Source organism: Microbacterium sp. Soil_N32 (assembly GCF_057655505.1).
This window is the reverse complement of the sequence record NZ_JBDGME010000009.1, coordinates 87841-103257: the sequence shown is the minus strand read 5'-3', so window position 1 is coordinate 103257 and position 15417 is coordinate 87841. Positions and strand designations below refer to the sequence as shown.

The following is a 15417-nucleotide window of genomic DNA, read 5'->3' as shown; positions in this document are numbered from 1 at the left end:
GGCGGTCCCTCCCGACCCGGGGCGTCAGTTCGCGAGGGCGACGAGCACGCCGAACGCGACCTGCCCGGCGAAGAAGACCACGATGAAACCGAGGATCGCTGCGAGCAGTGACAGGCGTCCGTCGTAGCCCTCGACCTCGGCGATGCCGATGCGGCGGGCGCGGAACGCGAGTACCAGGGTGATGATGCCGAGGGCGAGCTGCGCCCAGGGGCCGCCGATCGGGAGCAGCGAGGGCACGGCGACGAGCACCGCCCCGAGCACGCCGGTCGCGAGGGCGAACCAGGTGAGGAGGCGGACGCGGTGCTCGGCGGACTCGGCGGACATGTCTTCGAGCCTATCCGCGCGGTCGCCGCTCGTCGTCACGCGCCCGTGAGCACGAGCCAGAGCAGCGCGGCGTTGAGCGCGATCAGCAGCACCGAGGCGATGACACCCGCGGCGGTCGTGAATCCCCGGTTCGCCCAGGCGCCCAGGGTGCGCTTCTGGGCGGTGAGGGCCACGAGCGGGATCAGCGCGAACGGGATGCCGAACGACAGCACCACCTGGCTGAGCACGAGCGCGAGGGTCGGGTCGACGCCGAAGCCCAGGATTCCGAGCGCCGGGAGCAGCGTGATGATGCGTCGCGCCAGCAGCGGGATGCGCACCTGCAGCAGGCCGTGCATGATCTCGGCTCCCGCGTAGGCGCCGACCGAGGTCGAGGCGAGGCCCGAGGCGAGCAGTCCCACCGCGAAGAACGTCGCGACAACCGGGCCGAGGCCGGCGGCCAGGGCGGCATGAGCGCCCTCCAGGGAATCGGTCCCTGCGACGCCGGCGAGGTTCGCGGCGGCGAGCAGAAGGATGCCGAGGTTCACCGACCCCGCGATGATCATCGCGATCGTCACGTCCCACCGCGTCGCTGCGAGCAGGCGTCGGATGCGGCCGGCGTCGGTGCGCGCGGTCTCGGCCTCGGCATCCGCCGGCTGTCGGCCGCGCGCGCCGAACCGGTCGCGACTGAGCGCGGAGTGCGCGTAGATCGCATGCGGCATGATCGTCGCCCCGAGGATGGATGCCGCGAGCAGCACCGACCCGGTGTCGTCGAAGCGCGGGAGCAGACCGCCCACCACCCCGGCGGGGTCGGGGGGTGCGATGAAGACGCCGGCGATGAAGCCGACGGTGATGATGACCATGAGGCCGACGATGACGAACTCGAACGGCCGGGCCCCGCGTCGCGACTGCACCGCGAGCAGGACCATCGAGACGGCGCCGGTGATGAGCCCGCCGAGCAGCAGCGGCACGTCGAAGAGCAGGTTCAGCGCGACGGCGCCGCCGATGACCTCGGCGAGGTCGGTCGCCATCGCCACCAGTTCGGCCTGCAGCCAGTACGCGCGACGAGCCCAGCGATTGCGCAACCGAGACCCGAGCACCTCGGGCAGGCTCTGGCCCGTCACCACGCCGAGCTTCGCCGAGAGGTACTGGATCAGCCACGCCATGACGTTGCCGGCGACCACGATCCACACCAGCAGGTAGCCGTACTGCGCTCCGGCCGTCATGTTGCTCGCGACGTTGCCGGGATCGAGGTACGCGACCCCCGCCACGAGGGCGGGCCCGAGCAGCCAGAGACTGCGCGGCGGAGCGGCGGTGGGGCGCGGCTGGTCGATCACGCTCGGATTTTTCGGCACACCGAAACCCTAGCCAAGTTTTCGGTGCGCCGAAATACCCGCTGGTGGCGAGGCGGCTAGCCTGGCGGAATGGATGAGCAGACCCCCGGAGCGCCTGCCGACGAGCATCCGGGCGGCCCTGCGAACGCCAATGCGGGCAGCCCCCCGAGCGCCGATGCGGGCGAGACCGCCGAGCGCACGACGCACGGGGTCGGCCCCTGGCCCGGCGGGCAGGGGGCGTGGCCGGACGGCGAGCAGTACGACCGCGACCTGCTCGCGCACGGAGACACGCGCAACGTCATCGACCGCTACCGGTACTGGCGCATGGAGGCGATCGTCGCCGACCTCGACACGCGACGGCATCCGTTCCACGTCGCCATCGAGAACTGGCAGCACGACATGAACATCGGCTCGATCGTGCGCAGCGCCAACGCCTTCCTCGCCGACACCGTGCACATCATCGGGCGGCGGCGGTGGAACAAGCGCGGCGCGATGGTCACCGACCGCTATCAGCACGTCGTGCATCACGAGGACATCGCGACGTTCGCCGCGTGGGCCGCCGAGGAGCGGATGCCGATCGTCGCCGTCGACAACGTCGACGGGTCGGTGCCGGTGGATCGCGCGGAGTTGCCGGAGCGATGCGTGCTGCTGTTCGGCCAGGAGGGGCCGGGCCTCTCGGCGGAGGCGCTCGCCGCGGCATCCGCCCATGTCGAGATCACCCAGTACGGCTCGACCCGATCGATCAATGCCAGCGCCGCCGCGGCGGTCATCATGTACGAGTGGTGCCGGCGCTACGCCGAGTGACAGCGGCGCAACGGGCACGACGCCGGCTGAACGGGGTGCAGGGAGCTACGCCGGGCGAACGCGGTGCGGGGCGCTACGCGTCGATCGTGGTCCAGCGCCCCAAGCGCACGCGCCACCCGAGCGTCGCGAGTCGCGCCAGCAGGTAGACCCCGAAGAACGCCACCGCCAGCCAGACCAGGCCCGCGATGCCGTCGAGGCCGAGGACCGCGATGATCCAGAGGCACGGCAGGAACGGCACGAGGTTGAGGCCCCCGGCGATCGCGAGGTAGCGGGCGTCGTCGGCGCCCATCAGCACGCCGTCGAGCACGAACACCACCCCGGCGATCGGCTGCGCGACGGCCAGCACGAGCAGGGCGGGCTGCACGAGGGCGGCCACCTCGGGGTCGCCCGTGAACACGATGCCCAGCACGCCCGAGAGGGCGGCGATCACCGCTCCGACCAGCACGCCGAACCAGACTCCCCAGGCGACGGTGCGCGCGAGCACCCGGCGCACCTGCTGCGGGTCGCCGGCGCCGATCTCCTTGCCGATGAGGGCCTGCGCGGCGATCGCGAGGGCGTCGAGCGCGAAGGCCGCCGCCGAGAAGATCGTGAAGACGATCTGCCATCCCGCGAGCTCGGCGGTGCCGACCCCCGTGGCGACCGCGACGGTCGCGAGCAGCGCGACCCGCAGGCTCACGGTGCGCAGGAACAGCCAGCCGCCCGATCGCGCGGTCGAGCGCAGTCCCTCGCGCTGCGCGCGCAGCGAGGCGCTGTGCCGGGTCGCGAGCCGGCGGACCACCAGCGCATATGCGCCGACCATGCCCCACTGGGCCGTGACGGTGCCGGCCGCCGAGCCGGCGATGCCCCAGCCGAAGCCGTAGATGAAGAGCACGTTGAGCAGAGCGTTGGCGCCGAACCCGAGTCCGGCGATCCACAGCGGCGTCACCGTGTCCTGCATGCCGCGCAGCAGGCCGGTCGCCGCGAAGACGATCAGCATGGCGGGAAGACCCCACATCGAGATGACGAGGTAGTCGTTCGCCTGCGCCGCGACGGCCTCGCCCGCACCGAACAGCGACACCAGCCACGGCGACGACACCGCGCCGAGCACCGCGAGCACCGAGCCGAGGGCGAGGGCGAGCCACATGCCGTTGATGCCGACCGACACCGCCTCACCGGGGCGACCGGCGCCGAAGCGGCGCGCCACCGCCGGGGTGGTCGAGTAGGCGAGGAACACCATGAGTCCGACGATCGTCTGCAGCACGGCGCCGGCGATGCCGAGACCCGCCAGGGGAGTCGTGCCGAGGTGGCCGACCAGGGCGGCGTCGACGATGAGGAAGGCGGGTTCGGCGATGAGAGCGCCGAGTGCGGGGACGGCGAGACGCAGGATCTCTCGGTTGAGGGAGCGCGTCGCCATCCTCCGAGCCTATGGCGTGCCGCCGACACCGTGCGGGATCGGGCCCCGCCCGCCGCCGCGGTCGTACCCTGGAAGACCCCGGATGCGGCAGAACGGAGCATCATGACGGATCCCCGCGAGCAGGCGGCGCGCTACCGTGCTCGGCAGCAGGCGCGCGAGGCCGCATCGGACGCGGACGAGGTCGGCGACGCGACGGGGCCCGCCTCGGCGCCGGGGCTCGGCGCGGCGGTCGACAGGGCGGCGTTCATCGAATCGGCCATCCAGGTCGCGATCCGCCGGGGCGACTTCGACGATCTGCCGGGGGCGGGCAAGCCCATCGAGGGGCTCGGAGATCATCACGACCCGGATTGGTGGATCCGTCGCAAGATCGAGACCGAGAACCTCACCGGACTCGGGCCGCCGGCGCTGCTGCTGCGCGAGGAGGACCGCGGGCTCGACGCGCAGCTCGACCTTCTCGGTCGCGAGGCCGATGTGCGGGCGGTGCTCGACGACTTCAACCATCGTGTGGTGGAGGCGCGTCGCCAGCTGCTCGGCGGCCCGCCCGTGGTCACGGCGACCCGCGACGTCGACGCCGAGGTGGTGGCATGGGCGGAGCGCCGAGCGCGTCGAGCCGCGGCGGTCGCGCCGGCGGATCCGGTGCCGCCCCGTCGTCGGTTCCGGTGGGGTCGCCGTCGCGCGGAGTGATTCCAGAGCATCCGCTGGACACGATGTCGGGGACCCGTCCTAGGGTGGAAGGCATGACAGACGCGCTTCCTTCGGGCCTCGCCCTCGACGAGTTCAGCTCCGACATCCGCCCGCAGGACGACCTCTACCGCCACGTCAACGGCGCCTGGCTCTCGCGCACCGAGATCCCGGGCGACAAGGCCCGCTGGGGCTCGTTCCACCTCCTCGCCGAGCAGGCCGAGGCCGATGTGCGCGCGATCATCGAGGAGTCGCAGCAGGCCGAGCCCGGCACCACCGCGCGCAAGATCGGCGACCTGTTCGCGAGCTTCATGGACACCGAGCGCATCGCCGCCGCGGGCACGAGCCCCCTCGCCGAGACGCTGGCCGAGATCGACGCGATCGACGGCATCCCCGCCCTGCTCCGTACGGTCGGGGCCTACGACCGCGACGGCCGCGCCGCGGTGATCGGCCTCTACGTCGACGGCGACCCCGGCAACCCCGAGCGCTACCTTCCCGTGCTCGTCCAGGCCGGACTCTCGCTGCCCGATGAGAGCTACTTCCGGCTCGACGCCTTCGAGGGCACGCGGGCGGCCTACCGGGCGCACCTCGGTCGTCTGCTCGCGCTGGCGGGCGTGGCGGATGCCGAGAGCCAGGCAGACCGCTCCATCGCGCTCGAGACCGAGCTGGCCGCGCACCACTGGGACAACGTGCGCAGTCGCGACGCCGTCGCCACCTACAACCTCAAGACCTGGGACGAGCTGCAGGCTCTCGCGGGCGTCGACCTGACGCCGTGGCGCGAGGCCGTGACGCCCTCGAACCCGGCCGCGTTCGACGAGGTCGTCGTCGCCCAGCCCAGCTTCTTCGAGGGTCTGGGCTCGCTGCTCGTCGAGGCGCGTCTCGACGACTGGAAGGCCTGGCTCCGGGCCAAGGCCGTGCACGCCGCGGCCCCGTACCTCACCGACGAGATCGTGGAGGAGAATTTCTCGTTCTACGGCACCGAGCTCACCGGCGTGCCCACGATCCGCGAGCGCTGGAAGCGCGGTGTCTCGCTGACCGAGGGGGCCATGGGTGAGGCGATCGGCAAGGTCTACGTCGAGCGCCACTACCCGCCGACGGCCAAGGCCGCGATGGACGAGCTCGTGGCGAACCTCATCGAGGCGTACCGCCGCAGCATCACCGACCTCGAGTGGATGACCCCCGCAACGCGGGAGCGCGCCCTCGCGAAGCTCGACTCCTTCACGCCGAAGATCGGTCACCCCGAGGTGTGGCGCGACTACTCCTCGCTCGAGATCGACCGCGACGACCTGTTCGGCAACGTGCGGCGCGCGTCGATCTTCGAGCACGACCGCAATATCGACAAGGTCGGCGCACCGATCGATCGCAACGAGTGGCACATGCCGCCGCAGATGGTCAACGCGTACTACAACCCGTCGATGAACGAGATCGTCTTCCCGGCGGCCATCCTGCAGTACCCGTTCTTCGACGCGGGCCGAGACGCTGCCGCGAACTACGGCGGGATCGGCGCGGTCATCGGCCACGAGATCGGTCACGGCTTCGACGACCAGGGCAGCCGATACGACGGCGACGGTCGCCTCGAGGACTGGTGGACGGATGCCGATCGTGCGGCGTTCGAGGAGCGCACGAAGGCTCTCATCGCCCAGTACGACGCGCTCGTGCCCGAGGGGCTCGACGCCGCGCACCACGTCAACGGCGCGCTGACGATCGGCGAGAACATCGGCGACCTCGGGGGCCTCGGCATCGCGCTCAAGGCCTACGAACTGTCGCTCGACGGCGCCGACGCCCCCGTCATCGACGGGCTGACCGGAGTACAGCGCCTGCTGCTCTCGTGGGCGCAGGTGTGGCAGCAGAAGAGCCGCGACGCCGAGACGCTGCGTCTGCTCACGATCGATCCGCACTCGCCGAACGAGTTCCGCTGCAACCAGATCGTGCGCAACATCGACGCGTTCTACCGCGCGTTCGACGTGACCCCCGACGACGCGCTCTGGCTCGACGAGAACGAGCGCGTGACGATCTGGTGACCAATCGCCTCGCACCATGAGGCCGTCCGCACGGCGGGGGTACGATATCCGTGCCGTGCGGACGAGCTCACGGCATCCCCCACATCCCATCCCCCGTAAGGATCACGCGTGGGCGCTCTCTCCTCCTCGAATCCGGAGCCGGTCGACGGTCCCCGCGCGGTGCTGCGCGGCTCGCAGCGCCCGCATCGGCGCCTTCCCCGGCGGGCGGCCGTGGGTCGGCGCTCCTTCACGGCGACGCTGCGCGCACTCGAGAATCTCGCCCAGTCGGGTGCACAGGTGTCGGTGCACGTCGTCGACCTCGACTCCCACGAGCACGTGCTCTCGGGCGACGACCACGTCACGATGCCCGTGGGCGGCCTCGGTGTCGTGCCGCTGCTCATCGAGGTGGCGGCGGGCTTCGAAAGCGGGGCGCTGGACCCGCTCGAGATCATCGAACGCACGAGCGTCGACGAGGTCTCGTCATCCGGCCTGTGGCGTCACCTCCACGCCCCGGCTCTGCCCCTCGCCGACCTCGCGGTGCTCGCGGCCACCGCGGGCGACCCCATCGCCGTCAACGCGCTGCTGCAGAAGGTGGGCCACGACCGCGTGCGCCAGCGCATCGACGCCCTCGGTCTGCGACGCACCGCCCTGCTCGACCGGTTCCGCGACCTGCGCGGCCCCGACGACGCTCCGCAGGTCGCCGTCGGATCGACCCGCGAGTTCGCCGGCCTCTTTTCGGCGCTCGTCAACTCATCGGTTGTCGACGCGGCCGTGAGCGCCCAGGTCTCGGAGTGGCTGAGCCTCAATCAGGATCTGAGCCTGGTCGCGGCATCCACCGGGCTCGATCCGTTCGCGCACGACCACGACGCCCACGGGCTCCTCTTCATCAACAAGACCGGCCGCGACCGCGGCGTGCGCGCCGAAGCCGGCGTTCTCGCCGGGCCGCGCGCCGGCGTCGCCTACTCGCTCGTCGTGTGCTTCGACGACCTCTCGATCGCCCATCGTCTGCGGGCGCACGACGCTTTCCGCGTGCTCGGCGTCGAACTCATGGAGTACACGCACTGACGAAACCCTGTTCGCGGCGTGCGGGATCAGAATCGCACGCCGCAGCCCCCGGGAACCTGACATATCGATCCCGCACGGGAGTGCGGGCCGGGGTCAGGGGAGGGAGGGGTGGGGGTCGGTGGTGCGCTGCTTGGGGATGAACAGCGACAGCACCAGCGCGACGATGCCTGCGGCGATCGCGAGCCAGAAGCACACCTGGAAGGCGTCGTGGGTCGGCACCGCGACGCCGTCGACGTCCACGGTCATCGCCGCGAGCACGCCGCCCATCACGGCCGACGCACTCGAGGTGCCGACCGAGCGGAAGAGCGCATTGAGTCCGTTCGACGCGCCGGTCTCGTGTGCGGGCACCGAGCGCATGATGATCATCGGCATCGCGGCGAACGTGAAGCCGATGCCCACGCCGATGAGCAGGTTGCCGACGAGGATGTGCCAGACCTCGCTCGACAGGATCAGCACGAACACATACGCCAGCACGATCGCCGCGGCGCCGACTGTGAAGAGCGGGCGTGGTCCGACGGTGCGCTCCAACCAGCCCGAGAGGGGCGAGATCACCATCATCACCAGTCCCGCCGGCATGACGACCAGAGCCGCCGAGATCATGTCGAGCCCGAAGCCGGCACCGCTGCCGACCGGCATCTCGAGCATCTGCGGGAAGGTGACGTTCGACGCGAACAGGGCGAAGCCCATGCCGATCGCGGCGATGTTCGTGAAGAGCACCGCCGGTCGTGCGGCCACGCGCAGGTCGAGCAGCGGGTCGTCGGTGCGCAGCTGGTACCAGCCCCACACGAGCAGAACCACGACGCCGCCGACGATGCAGGCGAGCGTCGAAGGGGCGGTCCAGCCCCATTCGGCGCCGCGCGATACGAAGAGCAGGATGCCGGTGAGGCCGATCGCGAGACCGATCGCGCCGACGATGTCGAGGCGCCCGGGTGAACGGAGTACGTCCTCCGGCACGATGAGGACGATGAGGAGCAGGCCGACCACGCCCAGCGCGGCGGCGAGCCAGAACAGGGCGTGCCAGTCGGCGTTGACGGCGAGATACGCGGCCACCGGCATACCGACAGCCCCGCCGACTCCCATCGTGGCGCTCATGAGTGCGACGGCCGTGCCGAGGCGCTCAGGCGGAAGCACGTCGCGCATGATGGCGATACCCAGGGGCACCACTCCGGTGACGGCTCCCTGCAGCGCGCGCCCGATGATGACGCCGACGATCGAACCCGAGAGTGCGGCGATCAACGACCCCACGATCAACAGGCCGAGCAGCGCGATCGCGACCCGCCGTTTGCCGTACATGTCGCCGAGGCGCCCGGAGATCGGCGTGGCGACGGCGGCGACGAGCAGCGTGATCGTGACCACCCACGTCGTGTCCTCACGCGACGAGTCGAGCAGCGCGGGGAGCTCGGCCTGCAGCGGCACCACGAGCGTGAACATGAACGACGAGCACAGTCCGGCGAAGGCCAGCACCGCCACGATCGCCCACCGCGGGGTATTCCGTGAGAGTCGTCGTCGGGCCCGGTCGTCGTTCTCTCTCACCGATCAAGGCTATCGGCGCCGACGGGGTTCGGGGCCGTCGCGCCCTGTCAGTCGCCGGGGCGGATGCGGGATCAGAAACGCGCGTCGCAGGCCCCGGGAACCTGACATATCGATCCCGCACCGGGGAGTGGGGGGAGGGGGAGGGGGGCGTCGGGGCTTAGCGAACCCCCCGCATCAACCGCAGCACCGGCTTCACCGCGAGCAGGAGCCCGATGCCCACCACGATCGCGATCGCGCCGAGGATCGAGAAGTACGGCACCTCGTTCTCGGGGTCGTAGAACCGCACCAGCCACCCGGAAATAGCGGTGCCGAGCGCGACCGAGAGGAAGAACAGGGCCACCATCTGCGTGTGGAACACCGTCGGGGCGAGCTTCGTCGTGACCGAGAGTCCGACGGGCGACAGCAGCAGCTCGGCCACCGTGAACACGAACAGGATGCCGACGATGCCCAGGAGCGGCGTGGAGTTGGCGCCGCCGCCCGAGAACGGCAGGAAGAGCAGGAACGCCGATCCCATGATGATCGCGGCGAGGCCGAACTTCACCGGGGTCGACGGCTGGCGCGCCCCCAGTCGCGTCCAGATCGCGGCGAAGACTCCGGAGAGGATGATGATGAACACCGGGTTGATCGACTGCACCCACGACACCGGCATCTCCCAGCCGAAGAGGTCGCGGTTCAGGCGCTCGTCGGAGTACACCGTCAGCACCGTGAACTGCTGCTGGTAGAGCGACCAGAAGGCGACGCTCGTGATGAACAGCGGGAGGAACCCCCACACCCGCGAGCGCTCGGTGGCGTCGATGCGCCGACTGGTGAGGATCACCGCGAAGTACGCGACCGCAGCGACGACCGTCACGGCGATGACGATGGTCGCGAGATTGTCGGCGCGGATCACGCCGAAGAGCACGAGCACGGCGATCAGTACGACGGCGCCGACGCCCACGCCCCAGACCAGCGGGCGGCGGGCCGCGGGGAGCGGGTTGGCGACCCGGCGCGCCTCGTCGGGCAGGCTCCGGCGGCCGAAGGCGTACTGCACCAGGCCCGCCGCCATTCCGACCGCGGCGAGTCCGAAGCCCCAGTGGAACCCCGCCCTCTCCTGCAGCAGCCCGGTGAGGAGCGGGCCGAGGAAGGCGCCGAGGTTGATGCCGAGGTAGAACAGCGAGAAGCCCGCGTCCCGCCGCACATCCTCGGCGCGGTAGAGCGTGCCGACGACGGCGGTTGCGTTCGCCTTCAGCCCGCCCGATCCGAGCGCGACGAGCACGAGACCCACGCCGACACCCACGAAACCGGGCAGCACCGCGAGGGCGGCGTGTCCGGCGACGATCACGATCGCGCTCGCGAACAGCACGCGCTCGGCCCCGAACAGCCGGTCGGCGAGCCATGCGCCGAGGACCGTCGCGAGGTACACCGAGCCGCCGTACGCGCCCAGGATGCCGCCGGCCACCGCCTTCGGGATGCCGAGGCCGCCGTCCTCGATCGAGAAGTAGAGGTAGATGAGCAGGATGCCCTGCATGCCGTAGAAACTGAACCGCTCCCACATCTCCACTCCGAAGATGTGCACGAGCGACCACGGCTGCCCGAAGAAGCGGGTGTCGTCGTCGCGGTTCCGCTGAGGCTGCGCCGTCGTGCTCATGGCTCGACGCTAGTGCGCGGCGGGGGATGGGGCGAGGGGTTGACGCCGGGAACGGAGCGGGGTGCGCGGATAGAATGAGGATGCCGCGCCATCGCGCGTGTCGCCTCCTCACCCGCATCCGACCATTGGAGCCACCATGGCCGAACAGTCCCGCCTCGACAAGGTCATCGCCCTCGCCCGCCACCGCGGGTTCGTGTTCCAAGCGGGTGAGATCTACGGCGGTTCGCGGTCGGCCTGGGACTACGGCCCCCTCGGGACGGAGCTCAAGGAGAACATCCGCCGCCAGTGGTGGCAGACGTTCGTGCGCGGGCGCGGCGACATGGTCGGCCTCGACTCGAGCATCATCCTGCCGAAGCGCGTGTGGGAGGCATCCGGTCACGTCGCGACCTTCACCGACCCGCTGGTCGAGTGCCTGAGCTGCCACAAGCGCTTCCGCGCCGACAACCTCATCGAGGACTTCGAGGCGCGCAAGGGCCGCAAGGCCGAGAACGGCCTCGCCGACGTGCCGTGCCCGAACTGCGGCACGAAGGGCCAGTACACCGAGCCGAAGTCGTTCTCGGGCCTCGTGAAGACCTACCTCGGCGTCGTCGACGACGAGTCGGGCCTGTACTACCTGCGTCCCGAGACCGCGCAGGGCATCTTCGTGAACTTCTCGAACGTGCTCACCGCGAGCCGCAAGAAGCCCCCGTTCGGCATCGGCCAGGTCGGCAAGGCGTTCCGTAACGAGATCACCCCGGGCAACTTCATCTTCCGCACGCGCGAGTTCGAGCAGATGGAGATCGAGTTCTTCACCCCGCCCGCTGACGCGCCGGAGTGGTTCCAGCACTGGGTCGACGCCTGCTGGAACTGGTTCATCGACCTCGGCATCGACCCCGAGAACATGCGTCAGTTCGACGTGCCCGAAGACGACCGCGCCCACTACTCCGCCGGCACGATCGACGTCGAGTACAAGTTCGGCTTCGCGGGCAAGGAGTGGGGCGAGCTCATGGGCGTCGCGAACCGCACCGACTACGACCTCTCCAGCCACAGCGAGGCGTCGGGCCAGAGCCTGACCTACTTCGACCAGGCCACGGGCGAGCGCTACACCCCGTACGTGATCGAGCCGTCGTTCGGTCTGACCCGCGCCATGATGGCCTTCCTCGTCGACGCGTACCGCGAAGAAGAGGTGCCCAACGCCAAGGGCGGCACCGACGTGCGCACCGTGCTCAAGCTCGACCCGCGCCTCGCACCGGTCAAGGCCGCCGTGCTGCCGCTGTCGCGCAACGAGCGCCTGTCGCCGCTCGCGCGCGAGGTCGCCGACACCCTGCGCAGCTCGTGGGCCGTCGACTTCGACGACGCCGGTGCGATCGGTCGCCGCTACCGCCGCCAGGACGAGATCGGCACCCCGTTCTGCGTGACGGTCGACTTCGACTCGCTCGACGACCGTGCCGTCACGGTGCGCGACCGCGACACCATGGCGCAGGAGCGCGTCTCGATCGACGAGCTGCACGCCTACCTCGCCGAGCGCCTGAAGGGCGCCTGACCCGGCATCCGGTTCGCACCGACGCCCTCGCCCCGACAGCCGCCGTGCGCGGTGACTGCGGCGGCGGGGGCGTCGTCGTCTGCGGCGGGCGTCAGGCCTTCGCGGCCTTCGCGGCCGCCTTCATCGCCTTCTTGTGCTCGCGCACCTTCGCCAGCGACTCGGGCGAGACGATGTCGGCGACGCTGCGGAACGAGCCCTCGTCGCCGTAGTCGCCGGCGGCTTCGCGCCAGCCCGCGCCGGTGAATCCGTACTGCTTGCCGAGCAGCGCGAGGAAGATCTTCGCCTTCTGCTCGCCGAAGCCCGGAAGCGCTTCGAGCCGCTTCCGCACCTCGGCGCCGTCCGGGTCGCCCTGGGTCCAGATCGCGGCGGCGTCGCCGCCCCAGTCGTCCACGATCGTCTGGCACAGCGTCTGCACGCGCGTCGCCATCGACCCCGGGAAGCGGTGCACGGCGGGTGTGGTCTTGAATGCCTCGAGGAACTCCTCCGGGTCCATGCCGGCGATCGCCCGGGCATCCGCCGCTCCCGTACGCTGCTCGATCTTGAGTGGACCGGTGAACGCGGTCTCCATCGGGATCTGCTGGTCGAGCAGCATGCCGACCAGGAGCGCGAGCGGGTTGTCCGTCAGGAGCGCGTCGGCGGCGTCGTCTCCGGTGATGTGCAGGGCCATGCCCTCATTCTCCCACCGGTGCCGCGCCGCGACGGGTGACGGAAGGCCCGGATGCGGCGTCAGGCCGAGGCGGCGTCGTCGAGCGGGTCGACTGCGGCGACGGCCGGGGCCTCGGGCGACAGCCCGTACAGCGTCTCGAGCGCGGCGGTGAAGTCGTCGGCACGGCCCGACGCCGCGAGCTCGTGCGCGCGGGTGGTCGGGGTGTGCAGCAGCACACCGGCGAGGTGGCGCAGGGCCTGCTCGACCTTACCGTCCTCGTCGCCGCGGGCTCGGGCGCGATCGATCTCGCCGTCGAGCAGAGAGAAGATGTGCGACCGCAGTGCGATGACGGCGGGCGTCACGCTCTGACGCGAACCGACGACGTGGAAGGTCTCGGCGGCCTCGCGCACGACGTCGCGCGCCGCGTCGGTCGCCTGCAGCTCTTCGAGCGGGGCGTGGAGGCGGATGGTCTCGAGGTCGAGCAGGGCGACGCCTTCGACCGTCGCGACCGCGGGGTCGACGTTGCGCGGCATGCCGAGGTCGATGACGAGCTGCGAACCGTGGGAGACCGGGCAGCCGACGGCGGTCGGGCCGGTGGGGGCCTGCAGGTGCTGGGGGCCGAGCACCGGCTCGGTGGCCGACGTGCAGGTGATGAGCAGGCTGGACCGCGCGGCGGTGCGGGCGTACTCGGCTTCGGCGACCGGGCGGATGCCGTGCTTCGCGGCGAAGATCTCCGCACGACCCGACGGCGAGTAGACCGAGATGTCGACGGCACCGCGCTCGCGCAGCGTGGCGAGGGTGACCGCGGCATACGCGCCGGTGCCCACGAGCAGCACCCGCTCGGCCGACCAGTCGGCGATACGGCTGTCGGCGAGCTCGAGGGCCAGACGCACGAGCGAGCGACCGGCGCGGCCGAGGGCGGTGACGTTCTTGACCTTGCGCTGCGCCTGGCTGGCGCGCTGGAAGAGACGCTCGAGCTCGGGGGAGGTGGTGCCCTCCTTGCGGGCCGACTTCAGGGCGCGGCGCACCTGGCCGGCGATCTCGCCCTCTCCCGAGACGACCGACTCGAGGCCGGACGCGACCGAGAACAGGTGCTCGGCGACGTGACGGCCGGAGTGCACGGCGTAGGCGCCGTCGAGCTCGGATGCCGGAACCCCGGTGGCCGATTCGACGGCCTCGAGCACGGCTTCGACGCCGATCGCACCGGCAGCGGTGACCGGCTCGTCCATTTCCACGTACGCCTCGAACCGATTGCACGTCGCGAGAACGACCGCACCCTGCACGCACGGGGCCATCCCCACGAGAGTGGGGGCGACATCGTCGGGGGTGCGGCTCAGGCGTTCGAGCAGATCGAAGCTGGCGGTCTTGTGACTCGCCGTGACACACAGCAGCACCCTTCGATTCTATCGCAGCGCAGGTCGAGGTCGGCCGTGAGGGCACGGCATCCGCACAAGCGTGCGGTGGGAGGATGGAGGAATGCCGCTCTCCGACGCTCCGCTCCTGCGCGCCCTCACCGGCGACCGCCCCGCCACGCCGCCCGTCTGGTTCATGCGCCAGGCCGGCCGCTCGCTGCCCGAGTACCGCGAGCTGCGTGTGGGCACGCGGATGCTCGACGCCTGCCTCACCCCCGACCTCGCCGCCGAGATCACGCTGCAGCCGGTGCGGCGTCACGGGGTCGACGCGGCGGTGTTCTTCAGCGACATCGTCATCCCGCTGCGCCTCGCGGGCGTCGACGTCGAGATCGAGCCGGGTCGCGGACCGGTCTTCGCCGATCCGGTGCGCACCGCGGCCGACGTCGACCGCATCACGGCGATCGACCCGCAGTCGCTCGACTCCTCGGCCATCGCCGAGGCGGTTCGGCTGACCGTCGCCGAGCTCGGCGACACCCCCTTGATCGGCTTCGCCGGGGCCCCGTTCACGCTCGCCGCCTACCTCGTCGAGGGCGGCCCGTCGAAGGAGCACCTGCGGGCCCGGGCCATGATGCACGCCGACCCCGACTCGTGGAACCGCCTCGCCGGCTGGCTCGCCCAGGTGTCGCGCGTCTTCCTCGCCGCGCAGCGCGACGCCGGAGCATCGGCCGTGCAGCTGTTCGACTCGTGGGCCGGCGGCCTGAGCCGCTCCGACTACCGCACATACGTGCAGCCGCACTCGCGCGTCGCGCTCGAGGGCATCGGTCTGCCGAGCATCCACTTCGGCGTCGGCACCGGACCGTTCCTCGCCGACATGCGCCTCGACGGCGCGGCCGACGCCGTGGGCGTGGACTGGCGCCAGCCGCTCGACGAGGCCGCGGCGCTGCTCGGACCCGACGTGACCGTGCAGGGCAACATCGATCCGGCGCTGCTGTCGGCGCCCTGGCCGGTGCTCGAGGCGCACGTGCTCGACGTGCTGGAGCGGGGGCGCGCCGCGCGGGCCCACATCGTGAACCTCGGCCACGGGGTGCCGCCCGAGACCGATCCCGATCAGCTCACCCGCATCGTGGAGCTCGTGCACGCGCAGCGCGCCTGACCCGCGA

13 protein-coding genes are annotated in these 15417 nt (G+C 71.0%); 6 read left to right on the top strand and 7 right to left on the bottom strand.

Translation table 11 applies throughout. The annotated features are described in order from the left end of the window. Positions 1 to 24: 24 nt before the first annotated feature. Entirely contained in the window at positions 25 to 324 is a 300-nt protein-coding gene (locus tag AC3A3J_RS01685) for a hypothetical protein (RefSeq protein ID WP_487670621.1), read from the bottom strand. Positions 325 to 359: 35 nt separating this feature from the next. Further along, a complete protein-coding gene (locus AC3A3J_RS01680) occupies positions 360 to 1655 on the bottom strand; it encodes an Nramp family divalent metal transporter (protein ID WP_487670620.1) in 1296 nt (431 codons plus the stop codon). A 69-nt stretch (positions 1656 to 1724) separates the two neighbouring features. On the opposite strand from AC3A3J_RS01680, the gene AC3A3J_RS01675 reads away from it, so the two are divergent. Then, positions 1725 to 2438 carry a TrmH family RNA methyltransferase gene (locus tag AC3A3J_RS01675; RefSeq protein ID WP_487670619.1) on the top strand — a complete coding sequence of 238 codons (714 nt, stop codon included), beginning with the start codon at positions 1725 to 1727 and terminating at the stop codon, positions 2436 to 2438. A gap of 73 nt (positions 2439 to 2511) precedes the next feature. Here the strand turns inward: AC3A3J_RS01675 and AC3A3J_RS01670 are convergent, their stop codons facing one another. Next, positions 2512 to 3831, bottom strand: coding sequence for an MATE family efflux transporter (locus AC3A3J_RS01670; RefSeq protein WP_487670618.1), 1320 nt, complete (start codon positions 3829 to 3831; stop codon positions 2512 to 2514). Positions 3832 to 3933: 102 nt separating this feature from the next. Here AC3A3J_RS01670 and AC3A3J_RS01665 point away from each other — a divergent pair, with 102 nt between their 5' ends. The 3 genes from AC3A3J_RS01665 to AC3A3J_RS01655 all read left to right on the top strand — a co-directional run bounded on the left by AC3A3J_RS01665 (position 3934) and on the right by AC3A3J_RS01655 (position 7577). Continuing rightward, complete coding sequence (locus AC3A3J_RS01665; protein ID WP_487670617.1) at positions 3934 to 4515, top strand: DnaJ family domain-containing protein; 582 nt, start codon at positions 3934 to 3936, stop codon at positions 4513 to 4515. 53 nt (positions 4516 to 4568) lie between these two features. Continuing rightward, on the top strand, positions 4569 to 6533 hold the full coding sequence (locus AC3A3J_RS01660) for a M13 family metallopeptidase (protein ID WP_487670616.1): 1965 nt from the start codon (positions 4569 to 4571) through the stop codon (positions 6531 to 6533). A 108-nt stretch (positions 6534 to 6641) separates the two neighbouring features. Further along, positions 6642 to 7577: a serine hydrolase gene (locus tag AC3A3J_RS01655; protein ID WP_487670615.1), complete on the top strand. Its 936-nt coding sequence runs from the start codon at positions 6642 to 6644 to the stop codon at positions 7575 to 7577. Between the two features lie 93 nt (positions 7578 to 7670). Here the strand turns inward: AC3A3J_RS01655 and AC3A3J_RS01650 are convergent, their stop codons facing one another. Next, a complete protein-coding gene (locus tag AC3A3J_RS01650) occupies positions 7671 to 9110 on the bottom strand; it encodes an MFS transporter (RefSeq protein ID WP_487670614.1) in 1440 nt (479 codons plus the stop codon). Between the two features lie 157 nt (positions 9111 to 9267). Next, positions 9268 to 10737, bottom strand: coding sequence for a peptide MFS transporter (locus AC3A3J_RS01645; protein ID WP_487670613.1), 1470 nt, complete (start codon positions 10735 to 10737; stop codon positions 9268 to 9270). 136 nt (positions 10738 to 10873) lie between these two features. Between AC3A3J_RS01645 and AC3A3J_RS01640 the strand changes: the two genes are divergently transcribed. Continuing rightward, the gene (locus tag AC3A3J_RS01640) at positions 10874 to 12259 is read left to right on the top strand and encodes a glycine--tRNA ligase (protein ID WP_487670612.1); all 1386 of its coding nucleotides are present in this window, start codon (positions 10874 to 10876) and stop codon (positions 12257 to 12259) included. A gap of 91 nt (positions 12260 to 12350) precedes the next feature. On the opposite strand, the gene AC3A3J_RS01635 is transcribed toward AC3A3J_RS01640, so the two are convergent. Both AC3A3J_RS01635 and AC3A3J_RS01630 read right to left on the bottom strand, forming a co-directional pair. Next, positions 12351 to 12926: an HhH-GPD-type base excision DNA repair protein gene (locus AC3A3J_RS01635; RefSeq protein WP_487670611.1), complete on the bottom strand. Its 576-nt coding sequence runs from the start codon at positions 12924 to 12926 to the stop codon at positions 12351 to 12353. A 59-nt stretch (positions 12927 to 12985) separates the two neighbouring features. Next, complete coding sequence (locus tag AC3A3J_RS01630) at positions 12986 to 14299, bottom strand: glutamyl-tRNA reductase (protein WP_487670610.1); 1314 nt, start codon at positions 14297 to 14299, stop codon at positions 12986 to 12988. A gap of 82 nt (positions 14300 to 14381) precedes the next feature. On the opposite strand from AC3A3J_RS01630, the gene hemE reads away from it, so the two are divergent. After that, the gene (hemE, locus tag AC3A3J_RS01625) at positions 14382 to 15410 is read left to right on the top strand and encodes a uroporphyrinogen decarboxylase (RefSeq protein ID WP_487670609.1); all 1029 of its coding nucleotides are present in this window, start codon (positions 14382 to 14384) and stop codon (positions 15408 to 15410) included. Positions 15411 to 15417 lie beyond the last annotated feature (7 nt).